Source organism: Prevotella herbatica (assembly GCF_017347605.1).
In the GTDB taxonomy this organism is placed as follows: Bacteria; Bacteroidota; Bacteroidia; order Bacteroidales; family Bacteroidaceae; genus Prevotella; species Prevotella herbatica.
Genome location: NZ_AP024484.1, coordinates 2,693,119 through 2,718,611, shown reverse-complemented (window position 1 = coordinate 2,718,611; position 25,493 = coordinate 2,693,119). Strand labels below are relative to the sequence as shown.

Genomic DNA, 25,493 nt, shown 5'->3' with positions numbered 1-25,493 from the left:
TTATTCCGGAATAAGGAAGTTTATCACTTCTTGTTCTACATTAATTTTGAATGGACCAACAGGTGTATTCATTAATCGCCCGTCAATACCAACCATAGCTCTTTGAACATCAAAGACTTCTATCTCTCGTGTTCTATACGGATGCACGCTCTTGTGATTAAGGAACTTACCACGCAAGAATAAATACAATCCTTCCAACATCTGGGTCAACTCTGAATGATAGACTACAGAAATATCAAGCATACCATTATAAGGCACAGCATTAGGAGTCTGACCATAACCTGTAGAATTGCCCACACAGACAGTCATCATCTTACGCTGCAATTCATCAGTATTGATCTTCATGTGCATTTTATATTCCAAACGCTGGAATATCATCATGGCAAAAGAAAACATGAAAGACAAAGTGCGTGATCCAAAGAAATGACGAGTCTTACGACGCAAGTTCATGATAGCAGCAATAAGCCCTATGTTAACGCAATTAAGGAAATAACGATGACATGGTTCACCACTCTTATTATAATATCGAATGCACCCAAGATCAATCTTACGCACACGATGTTGCTTAATCCATTTTATTGACTGGTCATACTCACTTTCGGAGAATCCCCAGAAATGAGCAAAATCATTCATCAAACCATTTGGAATAACGCCCAGTGAAATCTGGTCGCGCACATCTTTCTCTACATCCATCAAACAATTCACGGAATCATTCAGAGCAGAGTCACCACCAACAATAACAATAGTTTTGTAACCATTATTGATCATCATCTTCACAAGACGCTCGACACTCTTTGAGTTCTCACTCTGCACGAAATCATAATCAACATTGTTATCGTGCAATGCCTTCTCGATCTTTTCCCATCGATTTGATGGATTTGAAAGCCCTTCATGCTTTGGGCAATAAAGCACTCCCCAACGGTTTTCTGTCATCATAAACTCATTATTTTCTTTATCGTATTAACTTTCTCGTCCATAGGCAAAAGGGCATCAATCCAATTAATGACAAATCCCCTTCGCTCCATACCGCGAAACCATGTCATCTGCCGTTTAGCAAATTGATGAATTGCGATTTCCAAACCATGCAACATTTCGTCGTAACTAGTCTTACCTATCACATACTCTGTAACATACTTATATTCCAGACCATAATAAATAAGGTTTTCAGCAGGGACTCCACTTGCAAGAATACTTTTTATTTCATCAACCATACCTTCATCCAGACGCTTTACAAGTCTATCTGATATTTTGGCGCGACGCACTTCACGGTCTATATTAACACCAATAATCACTGAATCTATTGGCAGGCAAACCCTCCTAGGCGTTGGATTTTCAAGATTATAAGTTTCAATCTCAATTGCCCTTATAGCTCTTTGACAAGAATCAACATCCGTCTTGTTGTGCATTACGCTATGATTATGATTCTTCAATTCACTCAACATCAAGGTTAGTTCATCAAGAGACTTACCAACAAGACTCTTACGTAGTTCTTCATTCTGCGGGACAGGTGACAAGCTGTACCCTTTTAATACCGATTCTATATAAAGTCCTGTGCCTCCACATAGGATAGGAGTCACTCCCCTACCCGTTATGTCATTATAGGCACTCATAAAATCTTCCTGATATCTGAATAAATTATATTTGCTACCAGGTTCACATATATCTATAAGATGGTAAGGAATGTGGCGACCATTCACAACATAGTCATCTAAATCCTTTCCTGTGCCTATATCCATACCTTTATATACCTGTCTGCTATCAGCACTTATAATCTCGGCATCAAGGTCAAAAGCAAGAGCTGCGGCAAGACTTGTCTTTCCACTGGCAGTAGGTCCTAGAATGGTAATCATTTTATTCATGGTACAAAATTATAAAAAAAAAGCCGTTCAGCAATGCTGAACGGCAGTAATTTTATTTTTGGATAGGATTAACCGAGAATTAACCGTTAACCTTAGCCATGTGCTTGATAAGCTCAACAACCTTGTGGCTATAACCAATCTCGTTGTCATACCAAGATACAACCTTTACGAATGTATCAGTAAGAGCGATACCAGCCTTAGCGTCGAAGATAGATGTCAATGGGCAACCAAGGAAATCAGAAGAAACTACAGCCTCTTCAGTATAACCAAGAACGCCAGCAAGCTCTTTCTCAGAAGCAGCCTTCATTGCAGCACAAATCTCTGCGTATGTAGCAGGCTTAACCAAGTTAACTGTAAGGTCAACAACAGATACGTCAAGAGTAGGAACACGCATAGACATACCAGTCAACTTACCGTTAAGCTCAGGGATAACCTTACCTACAGCCTTAGCAGCACCAGTAGAAGAAGGGATGATGTTGCCAGAAGCAGCACGACCACCACGCCAATCCTTTACAGAAGGACCATCAACAGTCTTCTGAGTAGCTGTTGTAGAGTGAACAGTTGTCATCAAACCATCAGCGATACCGAACTTATCGTTAAGAACCTTAGCGATAGGAGCAAGACAGTTAGTAGTACAAGAAGCGTTAGAAACGAACTTAGCACCCTTAACATATTTGTCGAAGTTTACACCACAAACAAACATTGGAGTATCATCCTTAGAAGGAGCTGACATAACTACATACTTAGCACCTGCGTCGATGTGACCCTGGCTCTTCTCCTTTGTAAGGAAAAGACCTGTAGACTCAACAACGTATTCAGCACCAACAGCGTCCCACTTCAAGTCAGCTGGGTTGCGCTCTGCAGTTACACGGATAACGTTACCGTTTACGATTAGCTGAGACTTCTCAACATTAGCCTCGATAGTTCCCTGGAACTGACCGTGCATTGTATCGTACTTAAGCATGTAAGCCAAGTAATCAACAGGACAAAGGTCGTTGATACCTACAACTACTACATCTTTTGCGTTTGCCTCTTCAAGAGTTGCACGGAAAACGAAACGGCCAATACGACCGAAACCGTTAATACCAATTTTAATCATTTTACTTTTATATTTTAAAGGGTTAAAAATATATATCCTTAAACTTAATACCTATTTAAGCAAATAGCAGCGAAACTTGTTATTGTCGAAACATCAAAAATATAACACCGCATTGCTTTTTTTCGTATTTCCGAGCGCAAAGATACAAAATTATTTCTATATTTGCACTTCAAAGCTATATTAATTTATATAAAAAAGGCGAGTTCATTAGACCTTATAACAAACTTTAGTTTTGTTGTATCCAAAAGTGACAACTCTATATTACAAAAAAACATTTAGTAATTAATTTAAAAAGTATATTTATGGGTAAATTCATCAGTGAATTCAAAGAGTTTGCCGTCAAAGGCAATGCTGTAGACATGGCTATCGGTATCATCATCGGTGCAGCTTTCGGCAAAATAGTAAGTAGCATTGTTGATGACATCATCATGCCACCTATTGGTTGGCTTATCAAAGGAGTAAACTTCTCTGACTTAAAATTCAAATTGCCTTCTGTATACATTCCCGGAATGGAAAAGATTCCTTCTGTAACTATCAACTATGGGCATTTTCTACAAGCTATGCTTAACTTTGTCATAGTCGCATTCTGTGTGTTCTTAATCGTTAAGACAATAAATAAAATCACTAATAACAATAAAGTCAAGAAGCCAGCAGCTCCTTCAAAAGAAGAACAGTTGCTATCTGAAATACGCGACCTATTGAAAGAAAAACAGAATACAGACAAAGATAATTGAAAATAATTACTAACTTTGTGAGATTATAACAAATAAATAACCAAATGAAAAAAGTAATTATTGCATTATTGATGATAATGGCAACTACAGACATGAACTCACAAACTAAATTTAGCGTTGAAGCAGGACCACAGTATTCACCAGATTTTTCATGGCGCATAGGTGGTAATGCAGACATTCCTATATCAAGCAGGTTATCTGTTGTGCCAGGATTGTATTTATCAAACAGACACAGAGTAACAAAAGAAAATTATAGTTATGAAGAGGGAGAAACACGACATACATATTCCAAAGAGTCTTCTTTCCATGCAAATTACATCACTTTGCCATTAAGACTAGGCATTAGGATTGGCAGACTTAATGCCGTCAACAGCAAATGGCAGATTCTTGTAGGTCCTTATATCGCTTACGGAACTAACGGAAGTGGAACTATGACAAAAATAGAGAATGGCATTAGGAGTCAGACAAAGTATAGTCCGTTTGAAATTAACGGTATGGTAACAAGCCGTTGGGATTACGGATTTGATTCAGAAATACAATACACTTACAAAAACAAGATCAAACTTGGAGCTTTTATGGAAAGCGGTTTCAAGAAATTGTATCAGTCTGACAACGATTTAGGAAAGGTTCTTGATGAACTTTTTAAAATAAATACGATTAATATCACTGCCGGAATTATTGTAGGATATCAGTTCTAATAAAACATATTAATAAACAAAATAGCCTCAACCAAAAGATTGAGGCTATTTTTTATTTATAGAAGAATTTTATTCCCATTCTATTGTAGATGGTGGTTTTGAAGAGATGTCATAGCATACTCTGTTCACACCCTTAACCTTATTAATAATCTCATTTGACACTTTGGCCATGAAATCATAAGGAAGGTGAGCCCAATCTGCTGTCATTGCATCCATACTAGTAACAGCACGCAATGCTACAGGATGTTCGTATGTTCGCTCATCGCCCATAACTCCTACGCTACGGATAGTAGAGAGAAGAACTGTTCCTGCCTGCCAAACCTTATTATACAAAGCATCTCCGTCTTCGCATACATAGTTGTGCATTTCTTCAATATATATATCGTCAGCATCCTGAAGAATACGCACTTTTTCGCGTGTAATATCACCAAGAATACGAACAGCAAGTCCTGGCCCTGGGAAAGGATGACGATTGATCAAGCGTTCTGGCATCTGCAACTGGCGACCAACTCTACGAACCTCATCCTTAAACAGCCATTGCAATGGCTCACAAAGTTGAAGTTTCATTTCTTTAGGAAGTCCGCCAACATTATGATGGCTCTTGATAACCATACCAGTAATACTTAGACTCTCTATACGGTCTGGATATATTGTACCCTGTGCCAACCATTTAGCGTCAACAATCTTTTTAGCTTCAGCGTTGAACACCTCAACGAAGTCACGTCCTATAATCTTGCGCTTTGTTTCTGGATCAGAAACGCCTTCGAGATCTTTAAAGAACTTCTCGCTAGCATCAACACCAATTACATTCAAACCAAGTCCGCTATATGCTTCCATAACCTTAGCAAACTCGTTCTTGCGAAGCATACCATGATCAACGAATATACAAGTAAGATTCTTGCCTATAGCCTTATTGAGCAATGTAGCACAAACAGAAGAGTCTACACCTCCTGAAAGACCAAGAATAACACGATCATTACCTAATTGTGCTTTCAGCTCCTCAACAGTGCTTTCAACAAATGAAGCTGGGCTCCATTCCTGCTTACTCTTACAGATGTCAACAACGAAATTTTTCAGCAACTGTGTGCCCTGAGTAGAATGGAACACTTCTGGATGAAACTGTACACACCATACACGTTTCTCTTCATTGGCAAAAGCTGCATATTTCACGTCGGCTGTAGAACCAGTGATATGAAAACCTTCTGGAATAGCGGTGATCGTGTCACCATGACTCATCCAAACCTGTGAACCTTTCTTGAAATCCTTGAAAATAGGAGTTTCCAAGTCTATTGTCTCAAGATTTGCACGGCCGTACTCACGGGTACCGGTCTGCTCAACCTTTCCACCATTGGCAAATGAGATGAACTGAGCGCCATAGCATATACCCAAAACAGGATACTTACCTATAAATTGGCTCAAATCAACCGTAAACGCCTCCTTATCATGAACTGAATAAGGACTTCCACTAAGAATCACACCAATGATATTTGGATCATTCTTTGGAAATTTGTTGTAAGGTAAGATTTCGCAGAAGGTGTCCAATTCACGTACACGACGACCAATAAGTTGTGTTGTCTGTGAACCGAAGTCAAGAATAATAATCTTCTGTTGCATATTAATTGTTTGATTAAATATATAGTTTCTTTATTGATTCAACTCCTCAAGAAAAGTTTCCGCATTATCAATCGTATCGAGTTTTCCGACATCCATCAGTTTCAAGTCTTCTTTCACATATCCCTTAATAGCTATCTTATCGCAGTTTTGCAGATAGAAGTCCATGATAGGGAACTTATCTGGATAATCAGACATGAATGGAAACAGTTGAGGAGAGAAAGAATGTATACCCGAAAAAGCATACATCTTATAATTTTCACGAAGCTTATCTATTGTAGAAGATTTAACTTCCGCATAAGGACTTTTTATCTCACCGGTTTCTATATTAACCCAACCGACAAGAAGCATGTCATCATTAAACATCAGATATCTCTTTGTCTTTCGCCAGCTTACAAGCAATACTGCCCCAGCTTGACGATGCGGAACTCCGCAAGACTTACACATGACACGACGATCTACATGATAGAATTTCTTTAAATCTACATTACTCAAGATGTCTACATTATGGATGAGTATCTGATCATTAGGATTAAATAAAGGTATGGCTTTCTTTATACCACCACCAGTTTCAAGCAATCCTGAAGTTTCATCACTGATTTTTATATCAAGTCCGAAATTATCATTCTCCTTTAAATAATCTATTATCTGACTTGCAAAATGATGTACATTAATTATTATTGAATTGAATCCGGCATCTTTCAATCGAAAGATCACGCGTTTGAGCAGCGGCTCTCCTCCAACTCTTACCAACGCCTTTGGCATACTATCGGTAAGAGGTTTTAGGCGAGTACCCAATCCTGCTGCGAAAATCATTGCTTGCATCATTTTCTTTTTTAATGCGTGCAAATATAACCATTTTTCACGAGATGACAAAATTTATTGAAAAGTAATTGATTTTATCCCTATCACTACATCATTGGTCAATATGCGCGATGACATTATTCTTTTAAGAACTACATGATGTATATATACGATAATCAGTATATCCGCCATATTATGTACGGATATACTGATTAATATCATTTACGTATACAAGATTTTTTCCTTTTGGAAAATAATTCTATTTGCGTTGTTTCAAAGATGAAAATGCTGAATCTATAATAACAAATATGTTGGGCAGACCTCACTTTACTTTTTCAGTAATATCTGCTGTATATTCTGTTCACGATGATTCACATGTACTTCAATTCCAAATTTCTCATGAATATGCTCTGCCAGATGCTGTGCACTATACACTGATCTATGCTGACCACCTGTACAACCAAAAGAAAACATCAAATTAGTGAATCCACGTTGGATATATCTCATGACATGATGATCAGCGAGTTTATACACTTCATCAAGAAACGTCAATATCTCACCATCATCTTCAAGGAATCGAATAACGGGTTCGTCAAGTCCGGTAAGTTTCTTATATGGTTCATAACGACCCGGGTTGTGAGTGCTACGGCAATCAAACACATAACCGCCACCGTTTCCAGAAGGATCATCAGGGATTCCTTTTCTAAATGAGAAACTGTTCACATTTACAACCAAAGGTCCTTTAGCGTCATAACTTGAGAATGTAGCAGGGCCGTCTTGTGAATGTGCTACATAAACGTTACTGTCTGTTATCTTATATCCGTCAGCTCTGCTGTGTGCAGGTTCTTCAATATGTGAGAACATGGGCATTTCAGTAAGTTTCTTCAACATATCCATCATATAAGGATAAGGGAATATATCAGGATTAAGCTTCAGAAGTTCACGAAGATTATCCATTGCCGGAGGTATTGAATCCAAGAAATGCTTTTTACGCTCAAAATATCCTCTGAAACCATACGCTCCTAAAACCTGAAGAGTACGAAACAAAACAAACAAGCTCAATCTTTCAACGAAATGGCGTTCAGAAGGAACCTCTACATAATTCTTCAACGAATTATAATACTCATAGACAAGTTTGCGACGAAGTTTGAACGAATACTTTGCTGAAGCTTGCCATAAGAAAGAAGCTACATCATAATAATAAGGTCCTTTTCGTCCACCTTGAAAGTCAATAAAGTATGGATTGTCATTTTCATCTAGCATTATATTGCGCGCCTGAAAATCACGATAAAGAAAACTGTCACAATCTTCAGAAGTCAAATCTTTGGCAAACATTCTAAAATTAGCTTCAAGTTTAAGCTCATGAAAGTCTAGTCCTGTAGCTTTGAGAAAACAATACTTGAAATAGTTTAAATCAAAGAGTACGCCTTCTTTATCAAATTCAGGTTGTGGATAGCAATTAGTCCAATCCAGTTCTCTTGCGCCTTCAATCTGAATCTTAGGCAATTCCCTGATGGTCTTCACCAACAGTTGTTGTTCCTTTTGATTATATCTTCCGTCTGCTTCCCTTCCACCTTTTATTGCATCAAACAAAGATGAATTTCCTAAGTCGGTCTGCAAATAGCGCAACTCATCATTGCTAACAGCCAAAACGTTTGGTACAGGAAGTTTTCTCATTGAGAAATGATTATCCAAATATATAAAAGCATGGTTCTCATCTCTACTCGTACCAACAACGCCGATAATAGTACCGCCATCCTTATCCACAAAACGATAGTATTGTCTGTTACTTCCAGCTCCAGGAAGTTTTTCTATCTCTACAGGTTCCTCTCCTTTATAATCAGCATATAACTTCGTTAACTTTTGCATAAGTGATATTTTGTTTATTCATCAACAGATACAAGAACATCATTCTTTATCTTTGTTCTTGCGTTTTTCCTCCCACTGTTCTAACAAATTGTCTATTAGCAACAATACCATAAATATACCTAAGGACATAAAGAATGACCTTGTTAATATTATAAGCAAAAAGGCAACTATTGCCATTATAGCCCACCGTTTCCAATTGATATTCATTTTCATTCTGCAAAGATACAAAAAAAAATCGGATGTCATCACGACAACCGATTTTCAAAAACAAACTACTTAAAAACTAATCTACTAAAACAAATCAAAAAAATATCTTTTTCGGATTTAATCCGATACTTTTTTATCTTAACTATTGCAAAGATATATTTTTTTTCAATACATTCAAAAGGTTTGTGGCTTTTTTTTATAATTATTAGCAAATAAATAAAAAAAAGGGACTTAATCTTTAAAGATTAGCCCCTTTTATGTTATATTGAGTTTACAAATTTAATTACATCATTCCACCCATACCTGGTTGTACTGCAGGAGCAGCAGACTTAGGTTCTGGCTTATCTGTAATCAGGCATTCTGTTGTAAGGAATAATCCAGCTATTGAAGCTGCATTTTCAAGTGCAACACGAGCCACTTTAGCAGGATCAATGATACCAGCCTTACGCATATCCTCATACTCATCAGTACGTGCGTTATAACCGAAATCGCCCTCGCCTTCAGCTACTTTGTTAACAACAACTGAGCCTTCACCACCTGCATTTGCAACAATCTGACGAAGAGGAGATGTGATAGCACGCTCAACAATGTTAATACCGGTCTGCTCATCAGCGCTGTCACCCTTAAGGTCTTTCAACGCAGTAAGAGCACGGATATATGTTGTACCACCACCGGCAACAACACCTTCTTCCATTGCAGCACGTGTTGCACAAAGTGCATCGTCTACACGATCTTTCTTTTCCTTCATCTCTACCTCAGAGTTAGCACCAACATAGAGTACAGCTACACCACCTGAAAGTTTAGCAAGACGCTCCTGAAGTTTCTCCTTATCATAAGAACTTGTTGTGTTAGCAATTTCATTCTTAATCTGAGCTACACGCTCCTGTATATTTTCTTTTACACCATGACCACTAACGATCGTTGTGTTATCCTTTGTGACAGTAACTTTCTCTGCGCTTCCAAGCATTTCAAGAGTAGCTTGCTCAAGCTTCAAGCCCTTATCCTCACTGATAACTACACCACCCGTAAGAACTGCGATGTCCTCAAGCATTGCTTTGCGACGATCACCGAATCCAGGAGCCTTAACAGCACAAATCTTCAAACCACCACGAAGACGGTTCACAACCAATGTAGTAAGAGCCTCAGAATCTACATCTTCAGCAATAACCATCAATGGACGTCCACTTTCTGCAGCTGGCTGTAGAATTGGCAAGAAATCTTTAAGGTTACTGATCTTCTTATCATAAATAAGGATGTATGGGTTTTCCATAACACACTCCATCTTGTCTGCGTCTGTTACGAAATATCCAGAAAGATAACCACGATCAAACTGCATACCTTCAACAACGTCGATATGAGTATCACGGCTCTTGCTTTCCTCAATAGTGATAACACCATCTTTAGAAACTTTGCGCATTGCATCAGCAAGAAGCTTACCTATTTCAGGATCATTGTTTGCTGAAACTGTTGCTACCTGCTCAATTTTGTCATAGTTATCACCAACAAGTTCTGCATTATTCTTAATGAATTCAACAACAGCCTTAACAGCCTTGTCAATACCACGCTTCAAATCCATTGGATTAGCACCTGCGGTTACATTTTTCAAGCCTTCAGCTACAATAGCCTGAGTAAGTATTGTTGCAGTTGTTGTTCCGTCACCTGCATCATCACCAGTCTTGCTGGCTACACTCTTTACAAGCTGTGCACCAGTATTCTCAAAATGATTTTCAAGTTCAATTTCCTTTGCAACGGTAACACCATCCTTTGTGATCTGAGGAGCACCAAACTTCTTTTCGATTACTACGTTGCGTCCTTTAGGACCTAATGTTACTTTTACTGCATCAGCTAATTGATCAACACCCTGCTTCAAGAGGTCACGTGCCTCTACATCAAACTTAATATCTTTTGCCATGATTATTATAAATTAAAATTACACATTAAATTATTCTGCAAGAACTGCAAGTATATCACTCTGACGCATCATAAGATACTTTTCACCCTGATATTCCAATTCTGTTCCAGCATACTTTCCATAAAGCACGACATCATTCTCTTTTAGAATCATAGGTTCGTCCTTTGTACCAGAACCTGCAGCTACTACTTTACCACGTTGTGGCTTTTCTTTAGCTGTGTCAGGAATGATGATTCCACCTACTTTTTCTTCAGCTGGTTCAGGAAGTACCAGCACTCTGTCTGATAATGGTTTAATGTTCATAATTCTTATGTTTTTAAATTTTAAACTAATATTTATATGCCATACTATATGCTAAAAATGTGCCAATTAGCATATATGCCAAAATTGGCAGTAATTTATATGTCATAATTGGCAGATTTTTACTAATTTTGCAGCGAATTATAATATATAACATAGGTATTAAACTTTCATGAGTAATTTTCCACAATCAAGCGAGCCTACTGAAATCAGTAATGAAGCTCACAAATGTCTAAAAGAAACAACAATATTCCTTGCAGAGTACGCATCCACTCTGGAAGCTGTAGGAGTTCAGACATCACGTATCCAGGCCAACACGATACGTATCGCAAAGTCTTTTGGATATTGGTGTAACATAATGATGTTCCCTAAAACCATCAGCATAACTTTGCATGACGAAGGGCGCGAACATTCATACACTTACGTGAAGAAGACTCCGTCTATGGGACTGAACTTCAAAATCAACATGAAGCTATCACATTTATCATGGGAAGCTGTTGATAAAAAACTATCACTTTCTGAATTATGGAAAAAATTCAATAAAGTGATTAGTGAACCACGTGAAAGTCCATGGACGGTATTAATACTTGTTTCATTTGCTAACGCATGTTTCTGTAGACTTTTCGACGGAAATTATACGTCTATGGCTATCGTCTGGATTGCTACATTTATAGGATTCTTCGTCAGACAACAACTCACTAAACGAAAATGGAATGTTCTCGCAATATTCACCATTTGTTCATTTATCAGTACTTTGATTGGAGCAACTGATTTTCTGTTTATACATGGAGGTACTGAAGATATTTCTCTCGGAACATCAATGTTATACCTTGTCCCAGGAGTTCCACTCATCAATGGTGTTATGGATATAATTGACCATAACGCTCTGAATGGAATAGCCAGAATCACCAACGCCACTCTCCTTATTATTTGCATAGCGTTGGGAATCTCGATAACAGTCATGCTTTTAAATATTGATGCAAGTATATTTACTAAGGTCGTCAGACCGAATGTAGTAATGGCAGCTATCGCTGATGGATTGTATGCTGCTATTGCCGGTTTGGGATTTGCAGTAATATCAAATCCACCACGCAAAGCTCTTGCCTATTCAGCATTCTTAGCATGTGTAGGTCATGGCATAAGATATTTTCTGATGCACTCACCATCATTGATGCTTGATCAGGTTTCAGCATCTACTATAGCAGGTTTCGCAATCGGACTTCTAGCAATTCCTTTTGCAATGCATCTACACTACCCTGCCGAAGGTTTTGCTTTCCCTGCCCTTCTTCCTATGGTTCCAGGTTTATTTGCTTATAAAGCTGTGATAAACACTATCAATATAGTAAGACAATCTTCAGAATTCACAATCAAAAATGTTGGTGATTTCTTCCATAACTCTACGCTCACTATATTGGTAATGTTCGGAATGGTTGCCGGCTGCGTTATTCCTATTTTTGTTTTCCGCAGACAATCTTTCTCTGTGACTCGCAAGAGAGGGTATTAAATATTATGTCAGCCATTTTGGCTGCACCCTTGGCATTCGGATGTATTCCGTCTGCCTGAACCAGACCTCCATATTGAGAAAATTCAGTGTGGAGGTCTATTATTTTGCATCTCTTTTTCTTAGCGACTTTCTTTATAATAGGAATAATTCCATTCACAATCACAGAGTCATTGATATTCCATGTTCCTTTAAAAGCAGGTATTGGAGTTGCCAAATACACCAGAGGCTTTGCAGGAAGTGATTTCAATGTATCTACCATCGCTTCCAAATCCTTTTGATAAGTAGAATTAAACTGCCAGTTTTCTGGTTTACTGTCATTAGTTCCCAGTTTAATAATCACGATATTTGGATTGAAAGCTTTTGCATCACGCCAAGCAAGTTCTTTAACATAAGGCAAGTCACCCTTCTTCATCAGTGTGCGTGCACTTACTCCATAGTTCTTCACATTATAGTTATCACCAAGTTGATTCTGAAGCATAGCTGGATATCCTTTTTCTTCTGCCATGTCTATTCCATAACCATCTGTTATGCTGTTTCCGATACATGCCACTCTTATGGCATCCTTTGACGGAGATTTATGATTATCCAACCATGTTGAAAGATCATTTAGCAATTGTTCATGATATGCAAATTCCTTTTTGAATCCAAATCCGTGTCCTCCTATAGGGTAAATATGAAGCGAACATTTATTACCGTTTCTTCGCATAGCAGCATAATAAGCAAGTCCATTTGTCAATGGTGGAACTCCGCCATCATCATTAGCCAAGAATATCACAGCCTCTGGAGTAAGATGAGCACGTACCTGCATATCAGTTGAGTACTCATTTACCAGTTCTTTATTATTCACACCACTACCCAAAAAATTATCACATGAACCTACATGCGATTTCCTCTTATCCATCGTAATAACAGGATAAAACAGAATACTGAAATTTGGACGTGCATAGAAATCAGCCTTTGTTGAGATAACTGATGCTAAATGACCACCTGCTGAAGAACCCATGATACCCACATCATAAGGGTTTATATTCCAACATGCAGCACTGTCTCTTACAGTCTCCATTGATTTCACAGCATCTGATATAGGGATGCTTCTATCACCCTTAGGCATTCTATATTTCAACACAAAAAGAGCGATTCCTTTACGATTAAAAAAATCAGCCCAGTTATGTCCCTCGTTATCTATTGCAAGGTGAGTGTATCCACCACCAGGCAAACAAACTACCGCCCTACCAGATGGTTTAGTCGGAAGATAAGCGGTAAGTGTAGACTCGCCATCTTCAGATATTTTCAACACAAAACTACGAGTCGTATTTTGAGCATTACAACACACAAAATACAACAATAATGACAATGTAAATAGTATTTTTTTGTTTGTTTCCATAGCGCAAAGATAATGATTTTTATTAAAATAAACATAACTAATTGTAATTTATAAATTAATTTATTTATCTTTGCACATATTATATAATAACTAATTTAAACTGGAAAAAATAAAACGTATGAAAGATTTCTTTAAAAACGTCTTTGCCACTATGCTAGGCATGTTTCTCTTTGGAGTTGTAATGTCTTTCTTTGGAATATTATGTATTATTGGTATCGGCGTTGCTTCTACTGCCACGAATGACATTAAAAACAACTCGGTATTGGTCATAAAACTTGATGGTCAGATGACAGAACAGTCAGAAGACAATATCATGAACAAAATCAATGGTATATCAGGACTGAGTTTTGAAAACACCGTGAAAGCTATACGTAAGGCTAAAGACGACAAAAACATCAAAGGTATATATATCGAGGCTGGACAACTAGGTGCTGATTTGGCACAAGCTGAAGAAATACAAAACACGTTACTTGATTTCAAGAAATCAGGAAAATGGATTGTTGCCTACGGAGAACAATTCAGCACTTTGAGTTATTATATATCTTCTGCTGCTGATAAAGTTTACATGAACAAAGAGGGCATGGTAAACTGGATTGGTATCGGTGGCGAAAAGGTTTACTACAAGAACCTTTTGGCTAAATTCGGAATTAAGTTTGTTACGACTAAAGTTGGTAAATACAAGAGTGCTGTCGAGACCCTCACCGCTGATAACATGAGCGCTGCTGACCGCGAACAGACCGAAAGATATCTTAATGGATGGTGGAGCACTATTCTGAACACAGTTTCAAAAAACAGAGATATAAACAAAGACTCTCTTAATGCTTATGCCGACAGAGCTATTGTGCTTGAAGACGCAGAAAACATTGTAAAATACAAGATGGTTGATGGCCTGATGTATAACGATGAGGTAAAATCAAAAATCAAGAAGATGCTGTCTATTGACCAAGACGAGACTGTCAATCAGGTTAGCGTAGACGATATGGCTGGAAGCGATGATGCGACAACAGGTAAACATATTGCTGTGTATTATGCTTATGGTGACATCGTTGACGAGGCTTCTCCTCAAAGCGTTTTCAGTAATGGACATCAGATTGTAGGAAAAGATATGTGTAAGGATCTACAAGACCTTGCTAACAATGATGATGTAGAGGCTGTTGTCATACGTATCAATTCTGGCGGTGGTTCTGCTTACGCTTCAGAACAGATATGGCATCAGATTGCAGAACTTAAGAAAGTTAAACCTGTAGTAGTTTCCATGAGTGGTGCTGCTGCATCTGGAGGATATTATATCAGCAGCGATGCAAACTGGATTGTTGCCGACCCTTCAACGATTACTGGTAGCATTGGTATCTTCGGTTTGTTTGAAGATATGAGCGAACTATACACCAAGAAGCTCGGAATAAACTATGCTGAAGTAAAGACCAACCGTAATTCTGTTTTTGGAGCAAGTGGTCATCCATTCACACCAGAACAGTTGGGACTATTGCAGAATAATGTAAATCATGGATACATGATCTTTAAGAAAAGAGTTGCTGAAGGCAGACACATGACTTTAGACCAAGTTGAAAAGATTGCACAAGGTAGAGTTTGGCTTGGCGAAGATGCTGTAAAGATTAAACTTGTTGATGAGTTGGGCGGACTTGACAAAGCTGTTGCTAAAGCTGCCAAACTAGCAAAGGATACTGATTATAAGACATGTTCTTATCCTGCACCAAAAAGTATTTTCGAACAAATATTAAATACAGAACAAAACAATTATAATAATCTGGACGAACATTTGCAGATGTTGCTTGGCGAATATTATGAGCCATTTAAAATCATTAGCGATTTTGAACACATGGACAAAGTTCAGGCACGCCTGCCATATATCATCAAGATTAAATAATAATTATGAGAACTGAAGGAGATTTTATTCACATCTACGATTGGTTGTTGCCACTTAGTTGGCTCTATGGAATAGGAGTCGGCTTTCGCAATAAACTATTTGAAATTGGAGTGCTAAAACAGCACTCCTACGAAACACCTATTATATCAGTTGGCAACATCACTGTTGGGGGATCTGGTAAGACTCCTCATGTGGAATATTTGATAAGACTTCTTCAAGATGAAGCTAAAATTGCTGTTCTTTCACGAGGCTACAAAAGAAAGACACATGGATACATCTTGGCTGACGAAAACAGTACGATGAAAGATATTGGCGATGAACCATTTCAGATGAAGAAGAAATTTTCTGGCATAAATGTTGCAGTTGACCACAAGAGAACAAGAGGCATCGAGAATATCATCCATGATCGTAAGGATACCGATGTGATATTGCTTGATGATGCTTTTCAGCACAGATATGTTAAACCTGGTATCAACATTCTTCTAGTAGACTATCATCGACTCATCATCTATGACAAGTTGTTGCCTGCCGGAAGACTGCGTGAACCATTATCAGGAAAGAACCGTGCCGACATCGTTATCATCACGAAGTGCCCAAAAGACTTGAAGCCTATGGAATTCAGAGTCCTGACAAAGTCAATGGACCTTTATCCATACCAAAGTCTGTTCTTCTCTACGATTGATTATGATACGCCGTATCCATTATTCAATAAAGAAGAAAATAAAATCACGAAGCAGCAGTTGAAAGGTAAAAACGTACTGCTTGTTTCGGGAATAGCTTCACCAAAGCAGATAATTGTCGACATTCAAAAATATGTCACAAGCATAACTCCTTTGTCTTTTGCCGATCACCATCAGTTTTCGGCAAAAGATGCAGAAAGAATAAATCAAGCTTTCGCAAACATCAAGGGAAACAAGATTATTATAACAACGGAAAAAGATGCAACCCGACTTGAAGATATCGAGGGAATTGACGATGACGTGAAAAGTCATATTTATGTTCTACCTATCAAAGTAAGGTTCATGCTCAACCAAGAAAATGTTTTTAATGATAAAATCATAGACTATGTACGAAAAAATTCAAGAAACAGCATCCTGGCTAAAGGAAAGGATGACAACAAGTCCAAAGACAGCGATAATTCTGGGAACAGGCCTGGGACAATTAGCTTCAGAAATAACCGATAGTTACGAATTCCCATATAGTGAAATTCCTAATTTCCCTGTTTCTACAGTCGAAGGCCATGCAGGCAAACTGATATTCGGTAAACTTGGTGGCAAAGACATCATGGCTATGGAGGGACGTTTCCATTTCTATGAGGGCTACAACATGAAAGAAGTAACCTTCCCTGAGCGTGTAATGTATGAATTGGGCATCGACACCCTCTTCGTAAGCAACGCATCTGGAGGTATGAACCCTGATTTCAAGATTGGTGACCTCATGGTTATCAACGATCATATCAATTTCTTCCCTGAGCATCCACTTCACGGAAAGAACTTCCCTACTGGTCCACGCTTCCCTGATATGCACGAGGCTTACGACCATACACTTATTGAACTGGCTAACGAGATTGCAAAGGAGAAAGATATTCGCCTTATGCATGGTATTTACATGGGAGTTCAGGGACCTACTTTCGAGACTCCTGCTGAATACAGAATGTACCACTTGCTTGGTGCCGATGCAGTTGGTATGAGTACCGTTCCTGAGGTTATCGTCGCACATCATTGTGGCATAAAAGTATTTGGTATCAGCATCATCACCGACCTTGGAGGCTTCGATGTTCCTGTAGAGGTTAGTCACGAGGATGTGCAGAAAGCAGCCAATGCAGCACAGCCAAAGATGACTGAGATTATGCGTGAGATGATTCGTCGCTCATAAACTATTATAATATTATTGAATAAGAATATTAAATGACTGATATTTCTAAACTTGGAGAGTTCGGACTTATTCACCGACTCACCAAAGATATAGAACCAAAGAATACAAGTACAAAGTATGGCGTAGGTGATGACTGCGCCGTACTTCATTATCCCCAAAAGGAAGTTCTTGTCACTAGCGACATGCTAATGGAGGGAATACATTTCGATTTAACATATATCGACATGCGCACTCTTGGCTATAAGTCTGCAATGGTAAACATCAGCGACATATTCGCCATGAACGGAACTCCTCATCAAATTTTGGTAAGCATTGCTCTTGGAAAACGATTCAAAGTAGAAGACCTAGACGAATTCTATGCGGGACTACGTGAAGCATGCGCAAAATGGGACATTGATGTAGTTGGTGGTGACACCACTTCATCAAGAACAGGTCTTGCCATCAGCATCACTTGTATTGGTGAGGCTGCTAGCGAGGATGTCGTTTACAGAAACGGAGCCAAAGAGACTGACCTCATTTGCGTTTCAGGTGATCTTGGTGCATCCTACATGGGACTTCAGATTCTCGAAAGAGAAAAAGCTGTGTACTATTCACAGATAGAAGAGTATAATAAAAAGGTACGCGATGCGCAAGCAGCTAATGACGAAGCAAAACTTGCTGCTCTAAGAGCACAGAGACAAACCGTAGAAGACTTCCAACCAGACTTTGCCGGAAAGGAATATCTTCTCGACAGACAACTTAAGCCAGAAGCACGTGGCGACATTGTAGACGAATTGCGCAAAGCAAATATCAAACCTACTGCAATGATTGACATTTCTGACGGACTTAGCAGCGAACTTCTTCATATCTGTAACCAAAGTCATTGCGGTTGTCGTGTGTATGAAAAAGAAATACCTATTGACTACCAAACTGCAGTTGCTGCCGAACAGTTCAACATGAACCTCACTACCTGTGCATTAAATGGTGGTGAAGATTACGAACTACTATTCACGGTTCCTATCGGAGATCACGAGAAGATTAAGAATATCAAAGGCATACGCCAAATAGGCTACATCACAAAAGAAAGTCTAGGCTGCATGCTGTCTACTCGTGACGACAATGAATTCCAGCTAGAAGCACAAGGATGGAATCCTATTCGTGACGAAAAATAGTATTATAAGATATAAATAAAAGACTTACATATTTCTCCCGCTGATTTCACTGATTCACGCAGATGTATTTTCTCTGCATTACTCTGTGAAATCAGCGGGAGTCTTATATCATTCCCTTTCATGTATCTGTATTATCTGCAAAACATGCTATTCTCTCGCTGCTGTATTTAATCTGCGTGAATCACAGAAATCTGCGGGGGGATAAAGCAGTTCACACTGATATCCATTATAAAGAATTATTCATTACTAAATTCATATAATCCTCTAGCCTGTATTTTCTTTATTCGATAAGATTTATCATAGTAAACAACAAGCTTTAATTCATCATAGCAATTTTTCCATATATATTTTGTTGTTGAGGAATAAAGACTGTCATTCTTTACACTGATTGTTGTAAATAGTTTTGCACGATCAATATCATTCTCTTTCTGATAATAAACATAAGTAGTGTCTTTTAAGGACATTTTTAGATGATTATTTTCATCAAAGTATTCTCCGTTTCTTTTCTTCAATATTGTAGAAGTTGTATCCCCTATATTGTTGATTTTGCTGATAATGATTTTATCACCACTATATTCAACCTGATATTTATATGGCGGATGTAGCTTATAAATACTATTGTTTTTTTTGCAGGAACTCAGCAAAACGACAACACATAATATTAAAAACATTTTAATCTTTATATTCTTCATAATCTACTTTTTAAGTATAAAATCACATGCAAACATATCTTGAAACTTAATTATTCGATAAGATTTATCATAATAAATAGCATTATTCAATTTCCAATGATGTGGTGCAACTTCTAAATATGTCTTATACGAATATAAATTTTTACCTTCTTTGCGGATCATGTACACTCCTTTAATTGGTGATTCACTATACATTCGTGTGGAAAAATATTCTGTATGTTCTTCCATTGACATAATTAAATGGTCGTAGTCATAGTACTGTCCATTCTTTTTCACCCATATATAAGAATTATTCTCACTGGGATCATTAAGACTTATATCTGTTAATTTGATTGTGTCTTTCATATACTCCACTTTGGTTTCGTAGGGATAATCTACAACAAATTCAGAGACATCTTTATTTTTCCTGCAAGAGCTTAGCAAAAACAGTAGAATAAACATATTAGTAAACGTTATGCTATTTCTCATTAAGTACCTTTTCGTGATTTTCATTAATTCCATTTTAAGTATATTATGCATTTAGGATTGTTCACATGTGATAGAGCCTATAATTTTCTATTTATTACTATACTCACATAATCCTCCAGAACGTATTTTTTTTATTTGATAAGATTTATCATAATAGACGACAAGCCCCATTTCTTCAACATGATATCCCCATAGAAATGTTGTTGTACAGGAATAAAGACTATCCTTCTCAGCACTGATTTCTGTACATAGCTTAGTATGCTTAATATTATACACTTTCTGATAATAAATATAACTAGTGTCTTTTAAAGACATTTTTAAATGATTATTTTCATCAAAGTATTCCCCATTTCTTTTCTTCCATATTGTAGAAGTTGTATCCCCTATATTGGTGATTTTGCTGATAATGATCTTATCACCACAATATTCAACTTGATATTTATAAGGCGGAATTATCGTGTAATTATTCTTGTTTCTTTTGCAGGAACTTAACAAAATAACAATACATAGTATTAACCCCATTTTAATCTTTACATTCTTCATAGTCTACTTTTTAAGTATAAAACTGATTGCTATTGTTTTCTGGAACTTTATTATTCGATAAGATTTATCATAATAAACAGCATAACACATTTCCCAATGATGAGGTGCAAGCTCTAAATATGTTTTATTTGAATATAAGTTTTTACTTATTTTACGTGTTACACACACTTCTTTGACTGGTAATACACGATTTATTTCTGGAAAAATATAAGACGTGTCTTTTTCAGTTGACATGATTAAAAAGCCGTCAGAATAGTACTTTCCATTCTTTTTCACCCAGATATAAGAATTATCTTCCCCTGTGGGACCTGTAGGATGTATATCTGTTAATTTGATTGTGTCTTCCATATACTCTACTTTAGTTTCGTAGGGAGGATCAACAACAAATTCAGAGACATTTCTATTCTTCCTGCAAGAGCCTAGCAAAAGCAGTAGAATAAACACATAAGTAAGCTTTATGCTATTTCCCATTAAGTACCTTTTCGTGATTTTCATTAATTTTATTTTAAGTATATTATATATTTAGGATTGTCCACATATAATAGAGTCTTTAGTACTCTCTATCATTATATTATGCAGGACGCCATAAATTGGTAAAACGAAGAAAGACAACAACATTGCCAAAAATGACATTTGTATTTTTCCATCATTAATCATTCCAATAAGAATTTTTAATTGTTTGGTGTGTAAGTAAAACTATTTAATGGTCATTTTAATTTCAGGTATTTATCTCATCAGAGAATAACTTCTGAACGCAAAGTTACATAATTCTGAAGCTACTACCAAATTTTATTGCTAATCATTTTTAAACACATTGTTACAACTAATGCAAGCATTACCTTTTAAGAACAACACAAAGACAAATACTCCCCTATTAATCACGCAGATTTCCCTTAATGTTCTTTTCTTTATATTGCAACTCTAGCATCTACAAACGGCCGATTCTCACGCAGATCTCGCTGATAATCGCAGACAAACCTCAATAACCACACGAACAACAAACTGTCTTTCTCTGCGAATGCAGCTTGCTGCGTTCATCTGCGACCTCTGCGTTATCTGCGAGAGAATATGTAGTTCAAGTTGAGACAATAAGTCTGCGGGAGATAATGTAACTCATGCTGTTTGCAGTTTGTCTGCGGGAATCTGCGTAATCTGCGGGAGAATAGACCGTTCACCCAAATGCACGCTACTGCATTTCTATTAAGAAGTAGCAAAGTAGGATAAGCAAAAGAAATGCTACTATAGTGACAAGTTGTATATTGATTATTTTTCGTGTTTTGATATCATTTACAGCTAAATAAACATAATATTTGAGAGTTTTTCTCATTTTATGTATCAAACACACAGCTTATTACGTATATTTGCAGTAACATTTGAGAATAAAACACAATTAATTAAACTAACATATCAAATAATATGGCTACATTGCTTCGTTTTACAATAGAAAACTTTCGCTCTATCGCAGAGAGGAAGACAATGGTTTTCACTCCTACATCAATAAAGGATGAGCCATTTTCTAACATCGTAAATGATGATAACGGCAACTACCTACGCACTACAGCCATTTATGGTGCAAATTCAAGTGGCAAGAGTAATGTTATTCTAGGTATTTCTAAAATGGCACATCTTGTACAGTCATCAATAAAGATGAATGACAAGGAAGAGCTTTCTTATGAGCCTTTTCTGCTTAACAAAGCGAATACGAATAAACCAACACTATATGAGGCTGAGTTTGTAACGAGTGGCATCCGTTACCGTTACGGCTTCTCAAACACGGCACAAGAGATATGTGAAGAATGGCTTATTCGTAAAGAGAAGTCTGGCAAAGAAAGTAATATATTCATTCGTACGCTTGAAGGCATTGGAGTGAATAATAAACTATTCCCAGAAGGTAAAGACCTTGAGGAAAGAACAAATAATAACCGATTATTTATTTCTCTAGTTGGACAGTTAGGGGGAAAAATATCTAACTCAATCATTGATTTTTTCCAAAAAGGTATCAATGTATTATCTGGACTTGATACTAACTCCTACAAATCTTTTACTAAATTGTATTTGAATAAAGACTTGCCAGGATGTAACGAGATGAAAAATTTCTTTGGCAGAGTAAAACTTGGTTTCAAAGATGTTGTTTCAATGGATCACGATTTTGAAGCTAATGATCTTCCAAAAGATATACCAAATGAACTTAGAGAAGAACTTATTAAGGATTTAACTGGAAAGAAGCAAATAAAGATTTTCTCTTCACATGGAATATATGATGAAGATGGAACAATGGTTGGTACTCAAAATTTTGAGTTCGATGAAATGGAATCTGCAGGTACTCGTAAACTATTCGATATGGCTGGTCCTATTTTCGATACGTTGAACTCAGGCACAGTACTTGTTATTGATGAACTCGATGCCAAGATGCATCCACTAATTTCATTGGAATTGGTATCACTGTTCAATGACCCAGCCCGCAATCAAAATTGCGCTCAGCTTATTTTCTCAACACATGACACCAACCTTCTATCAAGTCACCTTCTACGTCGTGATCAAATATGGTTCACTGAGAAAGATTCTCAGGAACGTACAGATATTTACAATATGATGCAGATTGTGTTGCCAGATGGTACTAAACCACGTGGCGATGGAAATATAGGGCGCAACTATATCAATGGCCGTTATGGAGGTATACCTTATATCATTCCTTACACTGAATAATCATGGCAAAGAAATTAAACATAGCATCGCTTAAACCAAAAATCATCATGGAACCAGTGGCGAATGATGACAAAAGGTATGTCCGATGCCGAATTCTGATTGTATGTGAAGGAGAAAAAACTGAACCAAATTATTTTCGTTCATTCAGTATGATGGCTAATTCTAGTGGCTTAGTCTATGAAATAAATACTACTGGTGGTGGAATCAATACCATTCAGGTGGTTGATAAAGCAATTCAGCTAAAAGCGCAAGCTAACAAGGTTGGCAACCCCTACGACTCTGTTTGGGTAGTATTCGATCGTGATGATTTTAAACCTACAGACTTTGATAATGCCATTAAAAAGGCTACTAAAAACAGAATTGGATGTGCATGGAGCAACGAAGCATTTGAACTTTGGTACGTCTACCATTTTGATGATCGTTCCACCCCAATGAATCGTAATGATTATAAGGATATTATTACAAAACGTGTACGTTACACTGGTTATCGTAAAGGTAATAAGGAATATACTTATCTTAAAAACGATATAAATATGCGTGCTATACTCAGTGCTTGTCATTGCGATGAACATGTTGCTATCAAACGTGCAGAACGTCAATCGAAAATCTTTAATAATCAGAAATTCCATGACCACAACCCTTGCACAATGGTATATAAGCTTGTAAGACTGTTAATCGGTGAGGATAAAGATTTTATAAAGCAGATAAAGTCTGAGCTTGAAAAGAAGTAGAATTTTACATAGACTTCAATATAAATCCATCTTCACGGCATTGTTTATATCAATAATACTTTGCCCCACTCTCCCACTTTTGTGTTTTTCTTTGCGGGAATCTGCGGGATCTGCGGGAGAATAATCATGCAAGAGGACTCAATCTATCTGCAGGAGCATAAACAATAAACATCTGCGGGAAACCTAAAAACAACAGAGGGATGTGCTTTAGCACATCCCCCTCTGTTGTTATCCTGCAATCCATACCGTGCTGCTAAGTAGCGCCGCGACTAACCATATTAAGTTAGTTATGATTTTATTACTGTCCACTAAAAGTTTAGAAACTAGATTTATTGGTGACGATTTGAGTTTTGCATATTTCTGGGGGCTCCCCCTGCGTTTTTAGTGTTTTTTAGCTACGGAGCTACGGTATCTCTCGCAAAGCCTTTAAACAAAGGGTTTGACGATACGTAGCTAAATTAATTTAGCTACGTGAGCTACGTATTAGCTACGTTATCCTATTCTGCCTATATAATGTACACGCCCTAACGCGCGCACTTAGGGTTTTGAAAAATATAAGTGTCGAAGTGTCAACTTAATGAATATCAGTATTTTATCGACGAATTCGATTAAATAAGGTGACGGTGATCTGGCGGTTAAATTTCAAGTTTTGCATGCGTTTCTATATAGAAACGCAACTAGTTCCATATAGAAAAGCAAACGTTTCTACGATGTTTTACCTCCTATTGCTTCGTAGAACACAGTGCATTTCATCGTAAAACGGATTGCAAAACATCGCAAAACGCAACGAAAAACTTCGTAAAGCGTGATGCAGTATGATGAAAATCTTCACCTAGATTTTACCGACAAATAACCGACACTTCATTCGACCCGAAAAGTATTCTAACGGATTGATGCTCAATGAATAGACACTTCGACACTTGTTTTTATGAAAAACCCAGAGTGTGCGCATGCGTGAGCACGTGTATAATGATGTGTAACACTCCTGTGATTAAAACTTTGGCTAACAGTCTAACCTAAATGTGATTGCATGGACAAAAATTTTGCAGTATCTTTGCAAAGAATTCAGCGGAATTCAGCAGAATACTTAAACAAGTTTGAAAATTCTGTTCTCGTTTAATGCATCAATTTACACATCTCAGTTCCTCTGATACAGCAAACGATTCTTTGACAAATTCATTCATTGAATGCATTCCATCCTTAAAACATCATAAGTTGACGTAGCTAAAACGTAGCTTAACGTAGCTAAATCCTCCAAACTACGTATCGTCAATCCCTGTGTTTATAGGCCTTGCCAAAGATACCGTAGCTTCGTAGCTAAATAACAAGAAAATACACAGGGAGGTACCCTAAATATACAAAATTCAAATCATCACAGAGAAATCTTGGCTCAATCTTTTATTATATAATACGCTGCACTAAAGATTAATCGTTTAAAGTGAACACTAGTGATACTTTTAT

General features: G+C 37.3%; 22 protein-coding genes. 9 read left to right on the top strand and 13 right to left on the bottom strand.

Features of this window, described 5'->3' with window-relative positions:
• The 3 genes from prwr041_RS10150 to gap form a co-directional block, all read right to left on the bottom strand.
• Positions 1 to 936, bottom strand: coding sequence for a diacylglycerol/lipid kinase family protein (locus prwr041_RS10150; protein ID WP_207153676.1), 936 nt, complete (start codon positions 934 to 936; stop codon positions 1 to 3).
• Positions 933 to 1,859: a tRNA (adenosine(37)-N6)-dimethylallyltransferase MiaA gene (miaA, locus tag prwr041_RS10145; RefSeq protein WP_207153675.1), complete on the bottom strand. Its 927-nt coding sequence runs from the start codon at positions 1,857 to 1,859 to the stop codon at positions 933 to 935. Before miaA ends, prwr041_RS10150 begins: the two co-directional genes overlap by 4 nt.
• A 79-nt stretch (positions 1,860 to 1,938) precedes the next feature.
• Positions 1,939 to 2,958, bottom strand: a complete 1,020-nt coding sequence (gene gap / locus prwr041_RS10140) for a type I glyceraldehyde-3-phosphate dehydrogenase (RefSeq protein WP_018463749.1) — start codon at positions 2,956 to 2,958, stop codon at positions 1,939 to 1,941.
• A 302-nt stretch (positions 2,959 to 3,260) separates the two neighbouring features.
• On the opposite strand from gap, the gene mscL reads away from it, so the two are divergent.
• Together mscL and prwr041_RS10130 are read left to right on the top strand one after the other, a co-directional pair.
• Positions 3,261 to 3,692, top strand: a complete 432-nt coding sequence (gene mscL / locus prwr041_RS10135; protein ID WP_207153674.1) for a large-conductance mechanosensitive channel protein MscL — start codon at positions 3,261 to 3,263, stop codon at positions 3,690 to 3,692.
• A 44-nt stretch (positions 3,693 to 3,736) separates the two neighbouring features.
• Positions 3,737 to 4,390 (top strand): outer membrane beta-barrel protein, encoded by a 654-nt coding sequence (locus prwr041_RS10130; RefSeq protein WP_207153673.1) that lies wholly within the window; start codon positions 3,737 to 3,739, stop codon positions 4,388 to 4,390.
• 69 nt (positions 4,391 to 4,459) lie between these two features.
• Here prwr041_RS10130 and guaA read toward each other — a convergent pair whose 3' ends face one another.
• From guaA to prwr041_RS10105, 5 genes are all read right to left on the bottom strand, one after another.
• Positions 4,460 to 6,004: a glutamine-hydrolyzing GMP synthase gene (gene guaA / locus prwr041_RS10125; protein WP_207153672.1), complete on the bottom strand. Its 1,545-nt coding sequence runs from the start codon at positions 6,002 to 6,004 to the stop codon at positions 4,460 to 4,462.
• Between the two features lie 30 nt (positions 6,005 to 6,034).
• Positions 6,035 to 6,829 (bottom strand): sugar phosphate nucleotidyltransferase, encoded by a 795-nt coding sequence (locus prwr041_RS10120; RefSeq protein WP_207153671.1) that lies wholly within the window; start codon positions 6,827 to 6,829, stop codon positions 6,035 to 6,037.
• 303 nt (positions 6,830 to 7,132) lie between these two features.
• Positions 7,133 to 8,674: a RapZ C-terminal domain-containing protein gene (locus prwr041_RS10115; RefSeq protein ID WP_207153670.1), complete on the bottom strand. Its 1,542-nt coding sequence runs from the start codon at positions 8,672 to 8,674 to the stop codon at positions 7,133 to 7,135.
• 490 nt (positions 8,675 to 9,164) lie between these two features.
• A complete protein-coding gene (gene groL, locus prwr041_RS10110) occupies positions 9,165 to 10,793 on the bottom strand; it encodes a chaperonin GroEL (RefSeq protein WP_207153669.1) in 1,629 nt (542 codons plus the stop codon).
• Positions 10,794 to 10,823: 30 nt separating this feature from the next.
• Positions 10,824 to 11,096, bottom strand: a complete 273-nt coding sequence (locus prwr041_RS10105) for a co-chaperone GroES (RefSeq protein WP_207153668.1) — start codon at positions 11,094 to 11,096, stop codon at positions 10,824 to 10,826.
• Positions 11,097 to 11,265: 169 nt separating this feature from the next.
• On the opposite strand from prwr041_RS10105, the gene prwr041_RS10100 reads away from it, so the two are divergent.
• Entirely contained in the window at positions 11,266 to 12,597 is a 1,332-nt protein-coding gene (locus tag prwr041_RS10100) for a threonine/serine exporter family protein (protein WP_207153667.1), read from the top strand.
• Here the strand turns inward: prwr041_RS10100 and axeA1 are convergent.
• Positions 12,542 to 13,981, bottom strand: a complete 1,440-nt coding sequence (gene axeA1, locus prwr041_RS10095) for an acetylxylan esterase AxeA1 (RefSeq protein WP_207153666.1) — start codon at positions 13,979 to 13,981, stop codon at positions 12,542 to 12,544. The genes prwr041_RS10100 and axeA1 overlap by 56 nt on opposite strands.
• A 118-nt stretch (positions 13,982 to 14,099) precedes the next feature.
• On the opposite strand from axeA1, the gene sppA reads away from it, so the two are divergent.
• From sppA to thiL, 4 genes are read left to right on the top strand one after another with little or no spacing between them, the layout of a single operon-like run.
• On the top strand, positions 14,100 to 15,866 hold the full coding sequence (gene sppA, locus prwr041_RS10090; protein WP_207153665.1) for a signal peptide peptidase SppA: 1,767 nt from the start codon (positions 14,100 to 14,102) through the stop codon (positions 15,864 to 15,866).
• Positions 15,867 to 15,871: 5 nt separating this feature from the next.
• Positions 15,872 to 17,050: a tetraacyldisaccharide 4'-kinase gene (gene lpxK, locus prwr041_RS10085; protein WP_207153664.1), complete on the top strand. Its 1,179-nt coding sequence runs from the start codon at positions 15,872 to 15,874 to the stop codon at positions 17,048 to 17,050.
• Positions 16,932 to 17,741 carry a purine-nucleoside phosphorylase gene (locus prwr041_RS10080; protein WP_207153663.1) on the top strand — a complete coding sequence of 270 codons (810 nt, stop codon included), beginning with the start codon at positions 16,932 to 16,934 and terminating at the stop codon, positions 17,739 to 17,741. The genes lpxK and prwr041_RS10080 overlap by 119 nt, the downstream gene beginning before the upstream one ends.
• A 32-nt stretch (positions 17,742 to 17,773) precedes the next feature.
• Entirely contained in the window at positions 17,774 to 18,892 is a 1,119-nt protein-coding gene (gene thiL, locus prwr041_RS10075) for a thiamine-phosphate kinase (RefSeq protein WP_207153662.1), read from the top strand.
• Between the two features lie 236 nt (positions 18,893 to 19,128).
• Here the strand turns inward: thiL and prwr041_RS10070 are convergent, their stop codons facing one another.
• The 4 genes from prwr041_RS10070 to prwr041_RS10055 form a co-directional block, all read right to left on the bottom strand.
• On the bottom strand, positions 19,129 to 19,584 hold the full coding sequence (locus prwr041_RS10070) for a hypothetical protein (RefSeq protein ID WP_207153661.1): 456 nt from the start codon (positions 19,582 to 19,584) through the stop codon (positions 19,129 to 19,131).
• Between the two features lie 3 nt (positions 19,585 to 19,587).
• Entirely contained in the window at positions 19,588 to 19,929 is a 342-nt protein-coding gene (locus prwr041_RS10065; protein ID WP_207153660.1) for a hypothetical protein, read from the bottom strand.
• A 210-nt stretch (positions 19,930 to 20,139) separates the two neighbouring features.
• Positions 20,140 to 20,595 (bottom strand): hypothetical protein, encoded by a 456-nt coding sequence (locus prwr041_RS10060; protein WP_207153659.1) that lies wholly within the window; start codon positions 20,593 to 20,595, stop codon positions 20,140 to 20,142.
• Between the two features lie 3 nt (positions 20,596 to 20,598).
• The gene (locus tag prwr041_RS10055) at positions 20,599 to 20,943 is read right to left on the bottom strand and encodes a hypothetical protein (protein WP_207153658.1); all 345 of its coding nucleotides are present in this window, start codon (positions 20,941 to 20,943) and stop codon (positions 20,599 to 20,601) included.
• A gap of 1,068 nt (positions 20,944 to 22,011) precedes the next feature.
• On the opposite strand from prwr041_RS10055, the gene prwr041_RS10050 reads away from it, so the two are divergent.
• Together prwr041_RS10050 and prwr041_RS10045 are read left to right on the top strand one after the other, a co-directional pair.
• On the top strand, positions 22,012 to 23,301 hold the full coding sequence (locus prwr041_RS10050; protein WP_207153657.1) for an AAA family ATPase: 1,290 nt from the start codon (positions 22,012 to 22,014) through the stop codon (positions 23,299 to 23,301).
• A 2-nt stretch (positions 23,302 to 23,303) separates the two neighbouring features.
• Positions 23,304 to 24,032 carry an RloB family protein gene (locus tag prwr041_RS10045; RefSeq protein WP_207153656.1) on the top strand — a complete coding sequence of 243 codons (729 nt, stop codon included), beginning with the start codon at positions 23,304 to 23,306 and terminating at the stop codon, positions 24,030 to 24,032.
• Positions 24,033 to 25,493: the final 1,461 nt, after the last annotated feature.